A 21,392-nucleotide genomic window follows, 5' to 3' on the forward strand; every position below is an offset into this window, starting at 1 on the left:
TCGTGTCGGGGTGGAAAGCCAAAAGAAAGGCGTCAATGTTGCACGGCACAGATGCGGTCCGTACTTACTGCGGGAGCCATGGATGCTCACGCGGGGCGGGTTTTTAAACATTGGCATCATCACATTTCCTCGTCACAAACTCTGTCGGTTATCTGAAGACCCGTTGTCGCAAGCCGCTCCATTACGCGACATCCGGGAAATGGCAGGTGATCCTGCAATATTGACGGGCTGGCTCCGCTCAGACCGCATGATGCGACTTCTTTTTTTCAATGACTAAACAATGCGTACAGGCCCGACAAACATTACGCCGCCGGGCCACTTTCCTGTCAGGCGTTTTTCAGCATCCACTCAATTTCAGTGTCGGTAATCAGGCGTTCAAACTGGATCAGTTCATCGTGTTTACAGGCGTGATACACATGGCTAAAACGCTCCCCGAGCAACTCACGCAGACTGTCATTTTGCATGAACTCCCACAGCGCATCGCTCTGGCGGATCGGGAACGGTAGCCCTTCCTGCTCCAGGCCGTTGCCTTCCACCTCTTCCTGCAACGGCAGCTCGTTATCCAGACCATGCAGGATCCCCGCCAGAATGGTCGACATCACCAGATACGGGTTGGCGTCAGCCCCCGCCACGCGATATTCAACCCGATGGTTATCACGATCGCCGCAGGGAATGCGCAGCGCCACCGTACGGTTGTTGTGCCCCCAGGAAGCCTGGGTCGGAACATACATCCCCGGCTGGAAGCGGCGATAAGAGTTCACATTCGGCGCCAGCAGCGCCATTGACGCGGGCATCAGATCAATCATCCCGGCAAGCGCACGCTTAAGTAACGCGGAATCATCGCCATTCGCATCGGCCAACACGTTCTCGCCTTTATTATTCATAATGCTGATGTGGATATGCATTCCGCTACCGGCATGCTCCTCATAAGGTTTTGCCATAAACGTGGCATGCATCTTATGTTTCTCCGCCACCAGCCGTACCAGGCGTTTCAGCGCCAGCGCGTCGTCGCAGGCGTCGAGTACGTTATCGGTATGGTAGAGGTTGATTTCAAACTGCCCAGGGGAGGCTTCAGCCACCGCGCCGTCAGCCGGGATCAGCTGCAAACGGGCCAGTTCATCGATATCGTTCAGCACATCAGCAAAGTGGTTCAGGTTATCAACCGAGTAAACCTGACTTTGCGTATTCCGATCGTCCGTTCCCGGCGCGCACGGCGGCTGCAGATAACCTTCGGGATCGCGCTTACGATCGAGTAAATAGAACTCCAGCTCTACCGCTACGACGGGGAACAGACCGCGCTGGCGAAGTTTCTGCCAGAGTCGGTTAAGTACGTTCCGCGGCTCAACGTCAAAGGGAGCGCCATCTTCATCCAGCATCGTCAGCATCATCTGCGCAATACATTCCGGATCGGCGGCCGAAGGCGTTAACGTGCCAGGCACCGGGACACAGGTCCGATCCGGTTCGCCAAGCTCCTGGCCTAATCCCGCCTCTTCGACCACATTGCCAAGAATATCCATCGCGAAAACGGATGCCGGGAAATAGCAGCCTTTCTCTAACTTGTGTAATCCCGCAACGGGAATGCGTTTACCACGAAAGCAACCATTCAGGTCGGTTAACAGCACATCCACGAACTGCGTGTTGGGATAGCGCTCCAGATACTGCTTAACTTCACGCGCAAACGCGCTACTTCGTCTCTCTTCAGAATGCTGAACAAAATTCTCAACTTCTACGATATTGGTTTCCATGATTCACCGCCGTTGGCCTGTAAGCTGTTCTGTGATTTGACTGTTAAATATAATGTCCACTCTTCGACTCTGGATGCAAACAAATTGTTTGTCAAATGTTAAATTAAGTTTGCTAGAAGGTTATTCCACTGCTAGATTGAGAAAATAATGAACGGAATGGCATAACAAGGAACCGTTTGGCAATAATTTATTCCAAAACGTGAGGTCGATCATGGGCAATATATTTGACAAGCCAGTTATTGGTGTAGTGATGTGTAGGAACAGGCTTAAGGGTCACGAGACCCAGACTCTGCAAGAAAAGTACCTGAATGCAGTATTGAACGCCGGTGGATTACCGATAGCGATTCCCCATGCGCTTGCGGAACCCGAATTACTGAACGCGCTGTTACCGAAACTGGATGGTATCTTCCTGCCAGGAAGCCCAAGCAATGTGCAGCCGCACCTTTATGGTGAAAATGGCGATGAGTCTGACGCCGATCCCGGGCGTGATCTTCTGAGCATGGCGCTAATTACCGCCGGGCTCGAAAGGCGCATTCCCATTTTCGCCATCTGCCGGGGCTTACAGGAATTAGTTGTCGCCACTGGCGGGACTCTGTATCGTCGCCTGTGCGATCACTCACAGTTCCTGGAACATCGTGAAGATGCGGAACTCCCGGTGGAGCAGCAATATGCGCCATCTCATGAAGTCCAGGTTCAACAGGGAGGATTGCTATCTCAGCTAATACCAGGTTGCAGCACGTTTTGGGTTAACTCCTTGCATGGTCAGGGCGCAAAAACCCTTGGCCCGCAACTGCGCGTGGAAGCTCGCTCGCAGGATGGATTAGTGGAAGCAGCCAGCGTTCACGACCATCCTTTCGCGCTTGGCGTGCAGTGGCACCCGGAATGGAACAGTAGCGAATACGCCCTGTCGCGTTTGTTACTTGAAGGTTTTATCACCGCTTGTCAGAACCACCTCGCTGAAAAACAGCGACTCTGACCACTACAGTTAAGGAAATGCAATTATGAGCGATGACGGCCTGGCGCCGGGTAAACGTTTGTCAGAGATCCGCCAGCAATTGGGTCTTTCACAGCGTCGTGCCGCCGAACTGTCTGGGTTAACGCATAGCGCCATCAGCACCATAGAGCAGGATAAAGTCAGTCCTGCCATCAGTACGCTGCAAAAGCTATTGAAAGTTTATGGGCTGTCGCTCTCCGAGTTCTTCGCGGAACCGGAAAAGCCTGACGAACCGCAGGTGGTTATCAATCAAGATGATTTGATTGAGATCGGGAGTCAGGGAGTATCCATGAAGCTGGTACACAACGGAAATCCGAATCGTACGCTGGCCATGATGTTTGAAACCTATCAGCCAGGTACGACAACCGGGGAGAGAATTAAACACCAGGGTGAAGAGATTGGGACAATACTGGAAGGTGAAGTGATACTGACCATCAACGGTCAAACGTATCATCTTGTTGCAGGACAAAGTTATGCCATTAACACCGGTATACCACATAGCTTCAGCAACACCTCGGCAGGGATCTGCCGCATCATCAGTGCCCACACTCCTACCACTTTCTAATAAGTAGCGGCCTGAGTTTCTCAGGCCTTCTTAAATAACGCGCATTAACAGGGTACATCCCTGGGGCATCGTGCAGCCTGATTTTGCCTGAAAAAGATCAGCAACGAACTTTATCTTATTGATATAAAAGGAGTAGCTATGAACTTTCAGAATCTTAAATATTGGCGTGAAAAAGCCAGCCATTATTCGCCGGAGACCCGTTTATTTATTAACGGCGAATATTGTGCAGCCGCCGATAACGAAACCTTTATTACGCAGGATCCGGCAGGACAACGCCCGCTCGCCAAAGTCGCCCGCGGCAAAAAAGCGGATGTAGACCGCGCGGTCACCGCAGCCCGCACCGTGTTTGAACGCGGAGACTGGTCGCAAGCATCACCCGCAGAGCGCAAGGCAGTCCTGCACAAGTTCGCCGATTTAATGGAGCAGCATCACGAGGAGCTGGCGCTACTGGAAACGCTCGACACCGGTAAACCGATTCGCCATAGCCTGCGTGATGATATTCCAGGCGCGGCACGCGCCATCCGTTGGTACGCCGAAGCAATAGATAAAGTCTATGGCGAAGTGGCCACCACCTCGGTGAGCGATCTGGCGCTGATTGTGCGCGAGCCGGTAGGCGTCATTGCGGCCATCGTGCCGTGGAATTTTCCCCTGCTGCTGGCCTGCTGGAAACTTGGCCCGGCGCTGGCTGCAGGCAACAGCGTGATCCTCAAACCTTCAGAAAAATCACCGCTGACCGCCATTCGCCTTGCTGCGTTGGCAAAAAAAGCAGGTTTGCCAGATGGCGTTCTCAGCGTGGTGAGCGGATATGGCCACGAAGCGGGCCAGGCGTTGTCGCAGCATCCGGATGTTGATGTGATCACCTTTACCGGCTCGACCCGCACCGGCAAGCAACTGCTCAAAGACGCTGGCGACAGCAATATGAAACGCGTCTGGCTGGAGGCCGGTGGTAAAAGTGCCAACATCGTTTTTGCCGACTGCCCTGATCTGCCGAAAGCCGCCGCCAATGCTGCAGCAGGCATCTTCTATAACCAGGGTCAGGTCTGTATCGCCGGTACGCGTCTGTTACTGGAAGAGAGTATTGCCGACGAGTTCATCGCCCTGCTGAAAGAGCAGGCGAAAAACTGGCAGCCGGGCAACCCGCTGGATCCGGAAACCACGATGGGCACGCTTATCGACAACGCGCATGCCGACACCGTGCACGGTTTTATTCGCGACGGTGAAGCGCAAGGCACGCTGGCGCTGGATGGTCGCAGCCACGTCCACCCAGCGGCTATCGGCCCGACTATTTTTGTCGATACAGCCCCGCAAGCCCACGTCAGCCGCGATGAGATCTTCGGCCCGGTGCTGGTCGTCACCCGTTTTAGCAGCGAAGCCGAAGCCCTGGCGCTGGCCAACGACAGTGACTACGGCCTGGGGGCCGCGGTCTGGACCCGCGATCTGTCGCGCGCCCACCGCATGAGTCGTCGCCTGAAGGCCGGTTCGGTCTTCGTTAATAACTACAACGATGGTGATATGACTGTGCCGTTCGGCGGTTATAAGCAAAGCGGCAACGGGCGCGATAAGTCCCTGCATGCGCTGGAAAAATTTAGCGAACTGAAAACCATTTGGATCTCCCTGGAGCCTTAATCATGACTGAACATACCAGCAGTTATTACGCCGCAAGCGCCAATCAGTACGAACCGTTTCCCACCCTTAGCGAGTCGGTTAGCTGTGATGTTTGCGTCGTGGGCGGTGGATATACCGGACTCTCCTCCGCCCTGCACTTAGCGGAGATGGGTTACGACGTAGTGCTACTGGAATCCGCGCGTATCGGCTTCGGGGCCAGCGGACGTAACGGCGGTCAGTTGGTGAACTCCTACAGTCGCGATATCGACGTCATCGAGCGCACCTATGGCCCGGACGCCGCCAAAATGCTTGGCAGCATGATGTTTGAAGGCGGTAATATCATCCGCGAACGTATCAAGCGTTATCAGATCGAATGCGACTATCGCCCCGGCGGACTGTTTGTGGCGCTGAACCACAAGCAGATGGAAACGCTGGAGGAGCAGAAGTCGAACTGGGAACGCTACGGCAACACGCAGCTTGAACTGTTAGACAGCAGCGAAATTCGTCGCGAAGTCAGCAGCGATCGTTATGTCGGCGCGCTGCTCGACCACAGCGGTGGTCATATTCATCCGCTGAACCTGGCGATTGGCGAAGCTAACGCCATTCGTCTGAACGGCGGGCGCGTCTTCGAACAGTCGCCGGTCACCCGTATCCAGCACACCAGCCCGGCGGTGGTCAGCACCGAAAAAGGTCAGGTTACGGCCCGCTTTGTGATCGTCGCGGGCAACGCCTACCTCGGCGACAAACTGGAGCCTGCGCTGGCAAAAAGCAGCATGCCATGCGGCACACAGGTGTTAACTACCGAACCGTTGTCTGCAGAGATGGCGCGCTCGCTGATTCCAAAAAACTACTGTGTAGAAGATTGTAACTATTTGCTGGATTACTACCGTCTGACCGGCGATAACCGCCTGTTGTACGGCGGCGGCGTGGTCTACGGCGCCCGCGATCCAGACGATATTGAACGTCTGGTAATGCCGAAACTGCTGAAAACCTTCCCGCAATTGCAGGGGGTAAAAATTGATTACCGCTGGACCGGTAATTTCCTGTTAACGCTATCTCGCATGCCGCAGTTCGGCCGTCTTGATACCAACATTTACTATATGCAGGGCTACAGCGGCCACGGCGTGACCTGTACCCACCTGGCAGGACGTCTGATTTCTGAACTGCTGCGCGGGGATGCCGAGCGCTTTGACGCTTTCGCCAAACTGCCGCACTACCCGTTCCCGGGGGGGCGCAGCCTGCGCATTCCGTTTACCGCCATGGGGGCGGCATATTACAGCTTACGCGATCGCCTTGGGGTTTAAGTTCTTCCGCAATAAACCCGACGCACAGGGCGGTCTCCCCTGTGCGTTTTTTTATTCCCGGACAGTGAAAAACAGGTAACGGGCACGAAAATATCGCAATAGGACATAACCCTACACTTTACATTGTTTCTCCCCGCTGATCGGATAGGCTTTTTTAGATTATCGCTGGCGACGTGGCCAGAACTCAACGGGGGAAGAAACGCGTGTTATGAATACGAATAACGAGGAGACCTTTTATCAGGCGATGCGCCGCAAAGGGGTGAGTCGACGCAGTTTTCTCAAATATTGCAGCCTCGCAGCAACATCGCTTGGGCTGGGAGCCGCAATGACGCCCAGAATAGCCTGGGCGCTGGAAAACAAACCCCGGATCCCGGTCGTCTGGATCCACGGGCTGGAATGCACCTGTTGCACTGAATCATTTATCCGCTCCTCTCACCCACTCGCCAAAGACGTCATCCTCTCCCTGATTTCTCTTGATTACGACGACACCCTGATGGCCGCCGCCGGAACGCAGGCCGAAGAGGTATTTGAAGACATTCTGAGCCGCTACCACGGCCGATACATTCTGGCCGTCGAGGGCAATCCTCCGCTGGGTGAACAAGGAATGTTCTGCATCAGCGGCGGGCGACCGTTTATTGAAAAGCTAAAAAGAGCCGCGGCAGGCGCCAGCGCGATTATCGCCTGGGGAACCTGTGCCTCCTGGGGCTGCGTGCAGGCCGCCCGGCCTAATCCAACCCAGGCAACGCCGATCGATAAGGTGATCACCGATAAACCAATCGTGAAAGTGCCCGGCTGCCCGCCGATTCCGGATGTCATGAGCGCCATCATTACCTATATGGTGACGTTTGATCGTCTGCCTGAACTCGATCGTTTGGGGCGTCCGCTGATGTTCTATGGTCAGCGTATTCACGACAAATGCTACCGCCGCGCCCACTTTGACGCCGGGGAGTTCGTTGAGAGTTGGGACGATGACGCTGCCCGAAAAGGCTATTGCCTGTACAAAATGGGCTGCAAAGGGCCTACCACTTATAACGCCTGCTCCACCACCCGCTGGAATGGCGGCGTTTCTTTCCCCATCCAGTCCGGTCATGGGTGTCTGGGATGTTCAGAGAACGGCTTCTGGGATCGCGGTTCGTTCTACAGCCGCGTGGTCGATATCCCGCAGATGGGGACGCATTCAACCGCCGATACCGTGGGCCTCACCGCGCTTGGCGTGGTGGCCGCCAGCGTCGGTGTCCACGCAGTCGCCAGCGCCGTCAATCAACATAACCGCCACAAACAGCAATTAGCCGACGCCGGACAACAGTCGCCAGACAATGAGGATAAACAGGCATGAGCAATTCGTATCAAACCCAGGGATATACGGTCAATAATGCCGGCCGGCGCCTGGTTGTCGACCCCATTACGCGCATTGAAGGGCATATGCGTTGTGAGGTGAACATTGATGAGCAGAACATCATCACCAACGCGGTGTCCTGCGGCACCATGTTCCGTGGACTGGAAATTATTCTGCAAGGGCGCGACCCGCGCGATGCCTGGGCGTTTGTCGAACGAATTTGCGGGGTGTGCACTGGCGTACATGCGCTCGCATCGGTCTATGCCATTGAAGATGCCATTGGCATCAAGGTGCCCGACAACGCCAACATCATTCGCAATATTATGCTGGCGACGCTGTGGTGCCACGACCACCTGGTCCACTTTTACCAGCTAGCCGGAATGGACTGGATTGACGTTCTGAATGCCCTTAAAGCCGACCCGCGCGCAACATCACAGTTGGCACAAAGCCTTTCAGCCTGGCCGATGTCCTCCCCGGGCTACTTCTTTGACGTACAAAACCGCCTGAAGAAATTTGTCGACGGCGGTCAGTTGGGGATTTTCCGCAACGGTTATTGGGGACATCCGCAGTACAAACTGTCGCCTGAAGCTAACCTGATGGGTTTTGCCCATTATCTGGAAGCGCTCGATTTTCAGCGCGAGATTATCAAAATCCATACGGTGTTTGGCGGCAAGAATCCGCATCCTAACTGGATTGTCGGCGGCATGCCATGCGCTATCAATATCGATCAGAGCGGCGCGGTTGGCGCGGTCGATATGGAACGTCTTAACCTGGTACAGTCGATCATCACCCGCACCGCCGACTTCATCAACAACGTCATGGTTCCTGACGCGCTGGCTATCGGCCAGTTCAACAAACCCTGGAGCCAGATTGGCACCGGGCTGTCTGATAAGTGCGTCTTAAGCTACGGCGCGTTCCCGGATATTGCCAACGACTTCAGCGCGAAGAGCCTGTTGATGCCTGGCGGCGCGGTCATTAACGGTGATTTTAACAACGTCATGCCGGTGGATCTGGCCGATCAGCAGCAAATTCAGGAGTTTGTCGATCATGCCTGGTACCGTTATCCGGACGATCAATTAGGTCGCCACCCGTTCGAGGGGATTACTGAACCCTGGTACAACCCCGGCGATGTCAAAGGCAGCGATACCGATATCCAGCAGCTCAACGAACAGGAACGCTACTCGTGGATTAAAGCCCCGCGCTGGCGCGGACACGCCATGGAAGTTGGACCGTTGGCGCGTACGCTGATTGCCTATCACAAAGGGGATGCCGCCACGATTGAATCCGTCGATCGCATGATGTCCGCACTCAAACTGCCGCTGTCGGGTATGCAGTCGACGCTGGGGCGCATTTTGTGCCGCGCGCACGAGGCGCAGTGGGCCGTGAGCAAGCTGCAATATTTCTTCGACAAGCTGATGACCAATCTGAAAAACGGCAATCTGGCTACGGCGAATACCGAAAAATGGGAGCCTGCAAGCTGGCCGCAGCAGTGCCGTGGGATCGGTTTTACCGAGGCGCCGCGCGGAGCACTCGGTCACTGGGCATCGATTCGCGACCAGAAGATCGATGTGTATCAGTGCGTAGTGCCGACCACCTGGAATGCCAGCCCGCGCGATCCGAAGGGGCAAATTGGCGCCTACGAGGCGGCGTTGATGGGCACCCAAATGGCGATACCGGATCAACCACTGGAAATCCTGCGCACCTTGCACAGCTTCGACCCCTGCCTGGCATGTTCAACCCACGTCCTCGGCGACGACGGCAGCGAACTTATCGCAGTCCAGGTTCGCTAAGCGTTAAGGAACGGAACGATGACTGGAAAGATATCCCCACGCGTCGGGGAGGCGCGTGATACCGCCGTCAGCCACTATGTGTTTGAAGCGCCCGTACGCTTGTGGCACTGGCTGACAGTGGGCTGCATGTTGGTTTTGATGGTAACCGGATACTTCATTGGCCGACCACTGCCGTCGGTCAACGGCGAAGCCACTTACCTGTTCTACATGGGCGACATCCGGTTAGTGCATTTCGCCGCAGCCATGGTGTTTACGGTGATACTGCTGGGTCGCATTTACTGGGCCTTCGTCGGCAATCGCTATTCACGCGAGCTGTTTATCGTGCCTGTCTGGCGTCGCAGTTGGTGGCAGGGTGCCTTTTCGGTGGTGCGCTGGTATCTGTTTCTGGAAAAAAAACCGGGAGAAGATATCGGCCATAACCCCGTCGCGCAGGCGGCGATGTTCGGTTATTTCCTGCTATCAGTTTTTATGATCCTCACCGGTTTTGCCTTATACAGCGAGCATAGCCAGTACGCCATTTTTACCCCCTTCCACTATGTGACGGAGTTCTTCTACTGGACCGGCGGTAACTCTCTCGATATCCACAGCTGGCATCGGTTGGGGATGTGGTTCATCGCCGCCTTCATCATCGGTCATGTGTATATGGCTATCCGCGAGGACATCATGTCTGACGATACCGTCATCTCAACCATGATCAACGGCTATCGTAGCCACAAATTTGCCAAACGCCAGCACGATAAGGAGGCGTCATGAGCGAACCTAACGTCATCGTGATGGGCTTAGGCAACCTGCTGTGGGCAGATGAAGGATTTGGCATTCGCGTTGCCGAACGCCTGTACGCCCACTATCACTGGCCGGAATGGGTAGAGATTGTCGACGGCGGCACGCAAGGGCTGAATCTGCTGGGCTACGTTGAGCAGGCCAGCCATTTGTTGCTGCTGGACGCCATCGACTACGGACTCGCACCAGGCACTTTGCAATCCTACGCCGGTGAACAAGTCCCCAGTTACCTCAGCGCCAAAAAAATGAGTCTGCATCAGAACAGCTTCTCCGAAGTGCTTGCTCTGGCGGAGATTCGCGGTCATCTGCCCGCCCACATCGCCCTCGTAGGACTACAGCCGGTGCAGCTGGACGACTATGGCGGCAGCCTGACCGACATCGCGCGCGCTCAGCTCCCAGCGGCAGAACAAGCCGCGCTAAGGCAACTGGCCGCGTGGGGCATCGCGCCACAGACAATCGATGAAACGCGTTGCCTGAACTATGAATGCCTGTCGCTGGAAAACTATGAAGGCGTGCGTATTCGCCAGTATCGTGTAACGCTGGAGAGATAAGCAACATGTTGAATGACAAACCATTTTCTGCGCTATGGCAACGCATGCTGGCGCGCGGCTGGCAACCGCTGACCGCATCTGAACTGGATGACTGGGTAACGCGTGTGCGTGATGGCGTGGTGCTGCTCAGTAGCGATCCCCGCCGCACGCCAGAAGTCAGCGATAACCCGGTAATGATTGCCGAGTTGCTCCGCGAGTTTCCCCAGTTTGACTGGCAAATCGCTATGGCGGATCTCGAGCACAGCGAGGCTATCGGCGATCGTTTTGGCGTATTCCGCTTCCCGGCCACGCTGGTATTTATCCACGGCGAGCTGCGCGGCATTCTCAGCGGCATCCATCCGTGGGCCGACCTGCTCAACCTGATGCACCCCCTCGTTGAAGAACACATCCCCCGGAGCCTGCAAGATGAGTGATACCTTTTTTCATCTGCTGGGGCCGGGAACCCAGCCGGGCGATGACAGCTTCAGCATGAATCCCTTGCCCCTCACCTGCCAGGTCAACAGCAGCCCCAGCATGGCGAGGCTGGAAAACTGTCCGCACAGCCCGGCGGTGATGGCATTGTTAGCCGACGTGCGCCACCAGCTTAGCCAGAAAATTCCCGCAAAACAGAACGTGCTGGGATGGGATTTATCCACGCTCGACGCAGACGACCTCACGTTTTTGAATACGCTGCTCGGCGAAGGCGAAGTTTCCGTGCGTATCCAGCAGGCTGACGGCAGGGCGAGTGAGATTCAGGAGTCTATTTTCTGCGGAATCTGGCGGGTGCGTTGCCAGAATGACTTGGGTCAATGGGAGGAGCATCTGGAGGCAGGCAGTGCGCCACGGGCGCTGTGGCAGGCAGCAACAATCACGACGCTGCCAGACGATAGCCTGTTGCCTCCGCCCGTCGATGGGTTGATGAATGGCCTGACGCTGGCTCAGGAACTGCTGGCGCACGTGCGCGATCCGGCCACGCAACCTCATAGCATTAACCTCACCCAACTCCCGGTTAGCGATGCGGATCGCCAGTTCCTCTCCCGCCTGTGTGGCGAAGGGCGCATTCAGATCCGCACCATCGGCTACGGCGAGAGCCAAATCGACGCCACGGCGCTGCGCCATGTCTGGCATGTGCGCTGTCTGGATACCCTGAAAGGGCTTCTGCTCGAGAGTTATGAGATCTGTCCATTACCGGAACTGGTACTGGCTGCTCCAGAGGATCTGCTCGACTCGCTCCAGCGCCTGGATGAAGTCTGTAGCTGGCTGGCATCCGGCCCGCCGGCCTGATCCCCTTCTCCCGACCCGCATACTTTTCTGCTGCGGGTCTGGCGTTTTCTTCCTTATCTATTCACTCTCTAATGCCTGATGGAGTTCGCATGTGGGACGTCATTGACTTATCGCGCTGGCAGTTTGCGCTGACCGCGCTGTACCATTTTCTGTTTGTTCCCCTGACGCTGGGGCTGATTTTTTTGCTGGCCATCATGGAAACCCTGTTCGTGGTGACGGGCAAAACAGTCTACCGCGACATGACGCGTTTCTGGGGAAAGTTATTCGGTATTAACTTTGCGCTCGGTGTGGCGACCGGCCTGACCATGGAGTTTCAGTTCGGGACTAACTGGTCGCTCTATTCCAACTATGTGGGCGATATTTTCGGTGCTCCGCTGGCGATGGAAGCCTTGATGGCTTTCTTTCTTGAATCCACATTCGTGGGGCTGTTCTTCTTCGGCTGGCAGCGCTTAAACAAGTACCAGCATTTACTGGTGACCTGGCTGGTAGCGTTTGGCTCCAATATCTCGGCCCTGTGGATCCTCAACGCCAACGGCTGGATGCAATATCCAACAGGCGCTCACTTTAATATTGATACCCTGCGCATGGAGATGAGCAGCTTTAGCGAGCTGGTTTTTAACCCCATCAGCCAGGTGAAATTTGTGCATACCGTGATGTCTGGTTATGTCACAGGCGCCATGTTTGTGATGTCCATCAGCGCCTGGTATCTGCTGCGTGGTCGCGCTCGCGAGTTCGCCCTGCGCTCCTTCGCGGTAGGTTCCGTCTTTGGCACACTGGCTATCCTCGGCACTCTGCAACTGGGAGATAGCTCAGCCTATGAGGTCGCCCAACGCCAGCCGGTAAAACTGGCGGCAATGGAAGGGGAATGGCAAACCGAACCGGCACCTGCGCCCTTTCATGTGATAGCCTGGCCGCAACAGGAGCAAGAGCGTAACGCCTTTTCCGTGAAGATACCGGCCCTGCTGGGTATCCTGGCGACTCACTCTTTAGATACGCCAGTTCCGGGGCTGAAGAACCTGATGGCAGACGCGCTACCCCGCCTGCAGCGGGGTCGGGAAGCATGGTTGCTGATGCAGGAAATCGCCAAAGGTAACCGCACGCCTCAGCTACTGCACGCTTTTCACGCCGTGGAAAAAGATCTGGGTTACGGCATCCTGTTAGCAAACTACGCCCCTGACATGAACCATGTCACGCCAGCGCAATATCAGGCCGCACAACGCGGCGCTATTCCGCAAGTCGCCCCCGTGTTCTGGAGCTTTCGCATCATGATCGGATGCGGTTCCCTTCTACTGCTGGTGATGGCGATTGCGCTGATACAGACCTTACGCTGGCGTATCGACCAGCATCGCTGGGTACTGCACATAACGCTGTGGAGCCTGCCACTACCGTGGATTGCCATTGAAGCAGGCTGGTTTATGACGGAGTTTGGCCGCCAGCCGTGGGCGATTCAGGATATTTTGCCGACCTGGTACGCCCACTCTGCGCTGAGCGCGGGCCAACTGACCTTCTCCATGGGGCTAATCCTCACGCTTTACACCCTGTTTTTAATTGCCGAAGTCTACCTGATGCAAAAATACGCGCGTCTTGGTCCAGATGCGATGCAACGTCAACAACCGGCACAACAACAAGAATAAAGGAGAGCATCATGTTGGATTATGAAACGTTGCGGCTCATTTGGTGGCTGCTGATTGGCATTATTCTGGTGGCCTTAATGGTCACTGACGGATTTGATATGGGGGTCGGCTGCCTGTTACCGCTGATCGCGCGCAACGATGATGAACGTCGGGTGTTAATCAATAGCGTAGGGGCGCACTGGGAAGGTAACCAGGTGTGGCTCATTCTGGCGGGCGGTGCATTATTCGCAGCCTGGCCGCGCGTCTATGCTGCCGCATTTTCGGGGTTTTATGTGGCGATGATTCTGGTGCTGTGCGCCCTTTTCTTTCGTCCATTGGCCTTTGATTATCGCGGTAAAATAGCGAATGCACGCTGGCGCGCCATGTGGGACACCGGGTTGGTTATCGGCAGCCTGGTGCCACCGGTTATCTTCGGCGTCGCCTTCGGCAATCTGTTCCTGGGGGTGCCTTTTGTGTTCACACCACAATTACATGTGCAATACCTGGGCACTTTCTGGGAATTGCTCTCTCCTTTTGCCCTACTGTGCGGCGCATTAAGCCTGATGTTGGTCATTATGCAGGGGGGCGTTTGGCTCCAGTTGAAAACCGACGGCCTTCTTCACCTGCGCGCGCTGTCTGCCACCCGCCGCAGCGCGATGTTAGTGGTGCTCTGCTTCCTGTTAGCCGGGTACTGGCTGTGGACGGGGATCGACGGCTATGTGCTGCTTAGCCAGGATCCTAATGGTCCGTCCAACCCGCTACTAAAGGCAGTAACGACCGCACCGGGCGCGTGGATGGCGCACTTTGAAAATTCACCACTACTGTTGGTTATTCCGCTGTTGGGCATGATTTTTCCAATGCTCGCGATCTATGCCTGCGGGCAACGTCGGGCCGTGTGGGGATTTCTGTTTGCTTCATTGACCCAGACCTGCGTGATCTTCACCGCTGGAATCACCCTGTTTCCATTTGTGATGCCATCCAGCGCATATCCACTCTCTAGCCTGACGGTGTGGGACAGTACCTCCAGCCAGATGACGCTCAGTATCATGCTGGTTATCGTGTTGATTTTCCTACCGATAGTTTTGCTTTATACCTTGTGGAGTTATTACAAGATGCTGGGACGAATCAACGTAGAAACCATCCGCCGCCACAACCACGAACTTTATTAGGGAGGACTGTACGATGTGGTATCTGTTTTGGTTTGTCGGCATTCTGCTGATGTGCACGCTCTCCACGCTGGCGCTGGTCTGGCTTGAGTCACGGCAGAAATAGCCCTGCGCGTGCGTTACGCTTCCTGGCTCCCCTGTTTATTCGGGGAGTCTTTATTCGTTCACACAAAAGCAGCATGGCTGCACCCAACCCCTGGTTAGCACCAAGCTTTTCTATAAACCGCAGAGTGGTGCTGCAATGGACGTGTTCGAAGAGCGGAAAGGAAATGAGAAGCTATAGAGTGCTAAACCAGTGCGCGAGACAAAAAGAAGGGGATTACATTGAAGATGTGGAGTTGTAACTGCTTGATTGAATGGTGCCGATAATAGGAGTCGAACCTACGACCTTCGCATTACGAATGCGCTGCTCTACCAACTGAGCTATATCGGCCCTGAAAAGGACATGTCCACGAATGTGAGCACGGGGTAGAAGGTTAAAACTAACCGGACGATGCGTCAATGGCCTTGCGAATCAAACGCCTATTTTTGCATCATCCGGTTTCAATTACGCACGAATCGTGTCGTTACAGGCATGCTTATACGCGGTCGGGTATTACTATAACCAGCGGCGAACGTGTTGTTCATAGCGCTCCCATTCCAGCCCGAAATGTTTTCGCAGTTGTTCCTCTTCAAAATCAATATGTAATCTGGCAACCGCCAGCATAAACACCGGTACAGCCAGTACTCCAGTCAGGCTACCGATGCAAAGAGCAAAGGCCAACTGGAGTCCACTCATACCAAGGTAGATCGGGTTGCGGCTCCAGGCGTAACATCCGTCGGTAACAAGCGTGGTCGATTTATGTGCATGCAGCGGATTCAGGGTCGTACGTTTCATCCGCATCTGCCACGCGGTATGCAATATCACCAACAGACTGACGCCGGCCAGCAATGCGCATATCACGATATTCACCCCGCCGAATGTGAAGCGCGGACTCGCCGTCAGCACATCCGCAACGAGAAAAAGTACTAAGATAAGAGGCGGCGGAAACCAGACTCTTAATTTTGTCAGGAAATGACGCATGGCCAGGAACTCACCTTGGAATCGGTTTAATTAACGCTGATACCGCTATAAATACCCCGTATTAGATACATAAACAAACGATGCCTCACTCACAACAGGCTATCGCCTTCACCAGACAGGCAGAAGTTGTCGTACTCACCTCGACAAAAATACCAGAATCAGAGGCATCCGCCCCTGATGTTCCCGAAAGGCTTTACGTTGAGAAAGTAGAATCCGACGCTGATTCAAAAAAATCTAAAGACTGCTTGTAGTAACGCATAAAATCATCAAACGTCACTGGCGGTAAAAATTGATAACCCTGCAGGTAATCAACATTATTTTTCCCCAACCATTGCTGCTGATAGCCATATTCAACGCCTTCCGCCACCATGCGTAACCCCAGGAGTTCGGAAAGGTGAATGATTGACTCGAGCATAGGGATATGTTGCTCAACTTCTTTAATAGCTTTGATAAACGTTTTATCAATTTTTATAACATCCAGGTCTAACTCATTGAGATAGCAAAGGTTAGCGTATCCCGTCCCAAAATCATCTAAAGCAAACAGAACCCCTCTGTTTCGCAACGATCGTATCAGCTCTTTGATTGCAGGAGTAATAGTGAGAGTCTGGTTTTCAGTTATTTCAATCATCAATTTTATCGGTAGCCTTTGCGTTATTTCCATAAAATTAAGACACTCCCAATAAAAGACGGGGTTACTTAAACCTGATGGGCTAACATTAAAGGAGACGAATAAAGTTTTATTGAAATCCTCGCTTCCGTCGACCAGATTACGCGCGACGGTGTTCATTAAATAGCTCGTTAACTCATTCATTAAACCACTTTTTTCAGCCAGCGGTATAAACTCACGCTGAGAAATAGCATAATTATCCCCCTGTGGCCAACGAGCCAAAACCTCAACACCACAGACATCTTCGTTGATATTTACGATGGGTTGAAAATAAGGAATGATCTCTTCATTCCTTATTGCCATACTCAGTCGACTAGAATCTGAGACATCATATGCTTCGCCGTATATTACATTCTTACCAGAATAACTGTTCGTCGAGGAACCTTCATGCAATAGATTATTCCTGGTTAAAAAAATGATAGTTTCATTAAAATGAGAAAATCCCAGACGAGCGGTAATTCGTTCCCGATATCGATACACTGACTTAATTGTTATCGAGTTAGCATGACAAAAATCGTGCAATTTTTCCTTTGTGAAAGATGCATACAGCATTTTCTCTTCAAACTCAGTCAAATGAAAAGTAAATATCGCTGAACCTTTAGTGACTTCCACAACCTCATTGGGAGCCATTAGATTGGCTCTCAACTGAGAAATCAGCTGATCCGATAGTTCCCGTCCATTAATGAATGCATACTCCTCATACCCCCGATTAATAGAACGATTTTCATTCATCCGAAGAACAATACAGTTTATATTGATAAACTGCGTGCTATTTCTCTGAAACCACTTCCTGACCTGGAATAATGGTAACCGGTTATCGATCACCAGTAAACAGGATGGATACCGTGGAATAATTGACTGTGAACCAGAAATAAATGCCCGCGCATCGACCAACACCAGATTTGGCAACCACGCTTTTATCCCTGAGAAAAGAAAAATATCATAACTGAGCAGAAAAACCTTTTTCGTATTCATAGTTACCACCAACTTAAATTTATGGCATGGCAGGTCCCTCGTTTTATACACGAGAGAATATACAACACCTTTAGCCTCCAGAAATTACAATGCAGTCCGCGAATTAACTTTATCCATAAGTCATCTCACGCAGTTTCAGATTTTATAATCACGATTATCCATATGAATATTACCATTAAATGTTAAGGCCATTTTAATTATTGAAAAAGGAAAAATCCTAATTCTTCATCAATACAAATCCTATTGCTCATTTTCACTGCAAGACAAAACAAAAAACCACGAATACCAAAAACGACAAAATATAAAACTACTAAAACCATAAGGATAACATATTATTGTTACTCATGCTGCCCGACAAACCATTAACGTACGTCGCAGATCTCTGATCGCATAGACATTTTTGGCGATATGGATGATCTTATAATAAAAAATTTCCTGTCGTGACATGAGTTGTTCGGTAACGTCATCAGGAACATTATCATTTTTATTTTTAACAATAGCTACACGACGGGTCTGCAGGTAACCATCACGATCTTTACCAATAAAATTCAGGATAACATTACGATCTACAGCATAATTTTTACCCTGAATATTGAGGCTTCCTATCTGAGATACCCGCCCTTCGGTAGCAGAAGAAATACGAAAAACCAGCAGAACTTCACCTTCAATTTTTACCCCCTGAGTTTGCGCCTCCAGATGCAGGTAAGTTTTTGCCGAGCAGGTCAGCGTCTCAGGTTCTTGATGGCGATATAAAAAATATGCTGTTATCGCTGCAAGAAAGATTGCCCCACTAATAAACAAAATTTTCACATTCACGGACAACCCCTCCTTTCTCTAACGTACAAATCCCAAGCAAATTCACTCTAAGATCATTGCCGGCTGATAAATTATTATCGTCATAAAAAACAATTGTTTTCTTGCCATCATGACAAGCCGCATTTACTTTTCGCCACATATCAGAAGATAAAAATGCTTTCGTTTTATCAGCATTATTGTCATCGGCAGTATAAAGTTCACAATCATCTATTGCCCTGATATAGATAAAATTTTTGGAACTTGAATTAAGTGCTAAAAATATAAAAATAGCGCTTCCAAGAAATGCAAATAATAAAATGAACAGAATAATGTTTTTACGTTTTGGTCTTACGGATGAGTTCACCGTCTCAGTTACCGAACGCACAGTTTCATCTTCAGAGGAAGATGACGATTCATCGCTGATCGAAGCATGGAACAAAAATCCCTGCCGAGGCAGCGTTTCAATGGGATTACCCGCCCCCAGCTCACTAAATGCTTTTCGCAAAATACTGATGCTTTTATTAAGACTATGACCCGATGGGGCCATGCCATGCTTTTTCCAGACTTCTTCAATGATAAACTCGCGGTGGACTTGTTGATTTTTATGGGCAATGAATAGCTCAAGTAGTCTCGCGGTAGACGCCGAAAGAATTATTGTCGTATCGCGATGTTTCAGGCTTTTTCTGGTGGAATCATACTCAACCTGTTCATTAATTATACTGTTCATACTACCTGACTCTTAATTACCGTGACGTTGAGTGCAAATGACTAAAATTTCATCTGTGCCGAGCTGATCACTGCATTGTATAAAGATAGTTACAGTATAGGTTCGATATCTAACCATGACATATCGGATCAGACTTAATGCTTACTATTGATTGAGTTTGAAGCACCCCTGACCTACTGGTATGTATTTCTGCAATGCAACGATAAATTTCCGGTTTTTTGATTTCAATTCGCTACTACGCCAGGTTTCACCCGGCAACACATAACGCATGGTGGCTTCATCATCGGTTGAGTTGCACCCCAGGTGTACGATGATTTTAAAAAAAGTATTCCCGGTGTTTTTCAGTGTTCCGTTTGCCTCATCAATGGTGTAGGCCAGATTCATTTTTCTCGGGCGAACAACCAATATGGTGTCCATAGCGATCACCGGGAGAGCCTGCCCTCCTTTCCCTTGATTACGCTCGGTAAACAGCGTTATCGGCATTTCACGAAACAGAATTCGGTAATAGCGTTCTTTATCATCCTGCGGTCCACGGTAGAAAATCTTAAAAAACTCACTCGCCTGCGGAGCCAGTGAAAAATTCAGCGGCGTAAACAGAAGTTCGCCTTCAGCAATGGCACTTCTGTTTTCACCTCCCGGTCCAGGCTTATCAATTTTTACTGCGCCAATACTGTACAAATTCTGTTTCTGGCTATCGTTATAGATCCGTTTGCTGATAAATGATTTATCCGATGGCATCTCATAAATGGTCGACTCCAGGTAGACAGCCTGTGCGGAGAATATAGTCAACCCGGAAAGTAAGATAAATACCCATCTAAACACCAAACGGCAGCGGTTCATGGCGTCACTCCCACCCAATTCGCCGTGACTATTATCTCTCCACTGGCACTGACGACACCTTCCCAATCTGTTCCGGAAACAGTTAACATCGACCGTGAATCATTCATTGGGAAAAGCAATTTTAAATCCGTAGTATAGTAGCTTCCATCATCATTGTTATTTGCGTCCCAGGGCGTCTGTTGCCACTGCGCATCGCTCATATTGATTGCTGCTTCACTACAGCTATTTCGTTTCTTCACCACGCCCCCCGACTGACTGTTGTACTGCAGAAAGGCGGGGATTGGGACTGACAGCCCGCCTTGAGGGGAGGTAAACAGACAGTAAGGCACACTGTTTATCGTCGTACTTTCTCCAATAACTTGCGCGGTAATGCTATCAGCCTGACGAGGACCGGAGACTGTCACGGTGTAATCTATTTCTATAGGAGCGGCGTCGCCAATCGTGCCACTGCCGCTCGCAGAAGCGGTGTTGTCTGAAGAGACGATACTGATCCCATACTCCTTCGGCACAATATTGATCTGTAGCGAAGGCGTAAACTGGTAGTGCCCTGACTCAGGTGTTAAGCCATTATAAAAACCGAAGGTAAACGGTTGAGTGTTAGTAATGCTGATTCCTGAATCGACGAGTTTTTTCAGGAATACTTTTGACAGAAAAATATATATGTACTCTCCAGAGGTCGTGAAAACGTTGTAATAAGCAGTTGAAGTACCATAGTTATACCAGTTTGAACCATTCCCGGAGTATTTCACGGTGGCCGGTCCAGGCGTAAAACCAAGCATCGCCGTGTCGACATAAGCGCGAAACGTCAGAGAGGCGGTCAGATTGGCGGTTTGTTGCAGGTTATAATTTACCATTTTGCAAATCACGCCGTCTTCGCCGTTAACCACGCCAAGCTCGCAATAACCAGTGTCTTTGGTGATGCTCGGCGTACCGTCGCTGGCAACCCAAAGCTCCTGAAATGCATTAGTCGATACCAGTGACAGATGACCACGTTTGGTTAACGTATAATTGACGTAATTCCATAATCCTTTCGATTGATCTTTGCAACGTTGCCCGGAAGAATAATCATAATCCACGGAAGTATAACAACGGTTGAACACATAGGTTTCGCTGCTACCGGTAGGCACATTGCGAAAGTACTCATAGGCAGTATCCGTCAGGGAAGCGAATCCGTAGGCACCACCAATAACACCTGCGACAGATCCCACCTGCGCATGATAAAAACCGTTTTTATCAGTGCCTTGCCCGGCAATAAACCCAGTTGATGGACACTGGCTGCCGCTATAACAACGGATCCCCCGAAAAGGCCCGTTAATCGGGGAATTATCAATCCACATGTCCTGATAATAATTTCCTGGCGCAGTCCAGATGACAAAACCTAAATACCCGAGACTTACCTGAGAGGTACCGTATTTTATCCACGTGTTTGAACCGCTGAAACGAGGGTCGAGTGCGGAGGGGGTGATAAAGTATTCACTATCAATGGCATTTTCAATAAACAAATAGTTATTACTGACTGAGCCGGAAGATACTGCATTCAAAGCCAAAGCAGGCGCAGGCGTGAAACTCCCCACGGCACAGATTACAGTAGCTACTTTAATTAATACTTTCAT

20 protein-coding genes and 1 tRNA gene are annotated in these 21,392 nt (G+C 51.8%); 13 read left to right on the top strand and 8 right to left on the bottom strand.

Annotated features, from left to right (window positions below):
* Positions 1-326: 326 nt before the first annotated feature.
* On the bottom strand, positions 327-1,745 hold the full coding sequence (locus tag HV243_RS19530; protein ID WP_046276299.1) for a glutamine synthetase family protein: 1,419 nt from the start codon (positions 1,743-1,745) through the stop codon (positions 327-329).
* Between the two features lie 211 nt (positions 1,746-1,956).
* Here HV243_RS19530 and puuD point away from each other — a divergent pair, with 211 nt between their 5' ends.
* The 13 genes from puuD (at position 1,957) to cbdX (ending at position 14,818) form a co-directional block, all read left to right on the top strand.
* A complete protein-coding gene (gene puuD, locus HV243_RS19535) occupies positions 1,957-2,721 on the top strand; it encodes a gamma-glutamyl-gamma-aminobutyrate hydrolase (protein ID WP_016151914.1) in 765 nt (254 codons plus the stop codon).
* Between the two features lie 25 nt (positions 2,722-2,746).
* Positions 2,747-3,304 carry an HTH-type transcriptional regulator PuuR gene (puuR, locus tag HV243_RS19540; protein ID WP_016151913.1) on the top strand — a complete coding sequence of 186 codons (558 nt, stop codon included), beginning with the start codon at positions 2,747-2,749 and terminating at the stop codon, positions 3,302-3,304.
* A gap of 138 nt (positions 3,305-3,442) precedes the next feature.
* Positions 3,443-4,930: an aldehyde dehydrogenase PuuC gene (gene puuC, locus HV243_RS19545; RefSeq protein WP_016151912.1), complete on the top strand. Its 1,488-nt coding sequence runs from the start codon at positions 3,443-3,445 to the stop codon at positions 4,928-4,930.
* 2 nt (positions 4,931-4,932) lie between these two features.
* A complete protein-coding gene (locus HV243_RS19550; protein ID WP_016155784.1) occupies positions 4,933-6,213 on the top strand; it encodes an FAD-binding oxidoreductase in 1,281 nt (426 codons plus the stop codon).
* Between the two features lie 208 nt (positions 6,214-6,421).
* On the top strand, positions 6,422-7,549 hold the full coding sequence (hyaA, locus tag HV243_RS19555; RefSeq protein WP_046276297.1) for a hydrogenase 1 small subunit: 1,128 nt from the start codon (positions 6,422-6,424) through the stop codon (positions 7,547-7,549).
* The gene (gene hyaB, locus HV243_RS19560) at positions 7,546-9,339 is read left to right on the top strand and encodes a Ni/Fe-hydrogenase large subunit (protein WP_016155782.1); all 1,794 of its coding nucleotides are present in this window, start codon (positions 7,546-7,548) and stop codon (positions 9,337-9,339) included. The genes hyaA and hyaB overlap by 4 nt, the downstream gene beginning before the upstream one ends.
* A gap of 18 nt (positions 9,340-9,357) precedes the next feature.
* Positions 9,358-10,092, top strand: a complete 735-nt coding sequence (gene hyaC, locus HV243_RS19565) for a Ni/Fe-hydrogenase b-type cytochrome subunit (protein WP_049042196.1) — start codon at positions 9,358-9,360, stop codon at positions 10,090-10,092.
* Complete coding sequence (gene hyaD / locus HV243_RS19570; RefSeq protein WP_046276295.1) at positions 10,089-10,670, top strand: hydrogenase 1 maturation protease; 582 nt, start codon at positions 10,089-10,091, stop codon at positions 10,668-10,670. Before hyaC ends, hyaD begins: the two co-directional genes overlap by 4 nt.
* Before the next feature lie 5 nt (positions 10,671-10,675).
* Positions 10,676-11,083: a hydrogenase-1 operon protein HyaE gene (gene hyaE, locus HV243_RS19575; RefSeq protein ID WP_053389443.1), complete on the top strand. Its 408-nt coding sequence runs from the start codon at positions 10,676-10,678 to the stop codon at positions 11,081-11,083.
* Positions 11,076-11,933 carry a hydrogenase expression/formation protein gene (locus tag HV243_RS19580; protein WP_053389442.1) on the top strand — a complete coding sequence of 286 codons (858 nt, stop codon included), beginning with the start codon at positions 11,076-11,078 and terminating at the stop codon, positions 11,931-11,933. The genes hyaE and HV243_RS19580 overlap by 8 nt, the downstream gene beginning before the upstream one ends.
* Positions 11,934-12,022: 89 nt before the next feature.
* The gene (appC, locus tag HV243_RS19585) at positions 12,023-13,567 is read left to right on the top strand and encodes a cytochrome bd-II oxidase subunit 1 (RefSeq protein WP_053389441.1); all 1,545 of its coding nucleotides are present in this window, start codon (positions 12,023-12,025) and stop codon (positions 13,565-13,567) included.
* An 11-nt stretch (positions 13,568-13,578) separates the two neighbouring features.
* Entirely contained in the window at positions 13,579-14,715 is a 1,137-nt protein-coding gene (appB, locus tag HV243_RS19590; protein WP_053389440.1) for a cytochrome d ubiquinol oxidase subunit II, read from the top strand.
* A 13-nt stretch (positions 14,716-14,728) separates the two neighbouring features.
* Positions 14,729-14,818 carry a cytochrome bd-II oxidase subunit CbdX gene (cbdX, locus tag HV243_RS19595; protein ID WP_016151902.1) on the top strand — a complete coding sequence of 30 codons (90 nt, stop codon included), beginning with the start codon at positions 14,729-14,731 and terminating at the stop codon, positions 14,816-14,818.
* A 251-nt stretch (positions 14,819-15,069) separates the two neighbouring features.
* Here cbdX and HV243_RS19600 read toward each other — a convergent pair.
* The 7 genes from HV243_RS19600 to HV243_RS19630 all read right to left on the bottom strand — a co-directional run bounded on the left by HV243_RS19600 (position 15,070) and on the right by HV243_RS19630 (position 21,392).
* A tRNA-Thr gene (locus HV243_RS19600) sits at positions 15,070-15,145 on the bottom strand.
* A 165-nt stretch (positions 15,146-15,310) separates the two neighbouring features.
* Positions 15,311-15,775, bottom strand: coding sequence for an isoprenylcysteine carboxylmethyltransferase family protein (locus HV243_RS19605; protein WP_047417042.1), 465 nt, complete (start codon positions 15,773-15,775; stop codon positions 15,311-15,313).
* A 193-nt stretch (positions 15,776-15,968) separates the two neighbouring features.
* A complete protein-coding gene (locus HV243_RS19610; RefSeq protein WP_046276289.1) occupies positions 15,969-17,417 on the bottom strand; it encodes an EAL domain-containing protein in 1,449 nt (482 codons plus the stop codon).
* Positions 17,418-17,759: 342 nt separating this feature from the next.
* Positions 17,760-18,233: a hypothetical protein gene (locus HV243_RS19615; protein WP_046276288.1), complete on the bottom strand. Its 474-nt coding sequence runs from the start codon at positions 18,231-18,233 to the stop codon at positions 17,760-17,762.
* Positions 18,208-18,939, bottom strand: coding sequence for a winged helix-turn-helix domain-containing protein (locus HV243_RS19620; RefSeq protein ID WP_019076099.1), 732 nt, complete (start codon positions 18,937-18,939; stop codon positions 18,208-18,210). Before HV243_RS19620 ends, HV243_RS19615 begins: the two co-directional genes overlap by 26 nt.
* 144 nt (positions 18,940-19,083) lie before the next feature.
* A complete protein-coding gene (locus tag HV243_RS19625; protein WP_047417050.1) occupies positions 19,084-19,779 on the bottom strand; it encodes a fimbria/pilus periplasmic chaperone in 696 nt (231 codons plus the stop codon).
* Positions 19,776-21,392, bottom strand: a complete 1,617-nt coding sequence (locus HV243_RS19630; RefSeq protein ID WP_053389439.1) for a hypothetical protein — start codon at positions 21,390-21,392, stop codon at positions 19,776-19,778. Before HV243_RS19630 ends, HV243_RS19625 begins: the two co-directional genes overlap by 4 nt.

Source organism: Citrobacter sp. RHBSTW-00599, assembly GCF_013784065.1.
Taxonomy (GTDB): Bacteria; Pseudomonadota; Gammaproteobacteria; order Enterobacterales; family Enterobacteriaceae; genus Citrobacter; species Citrobacter braakii.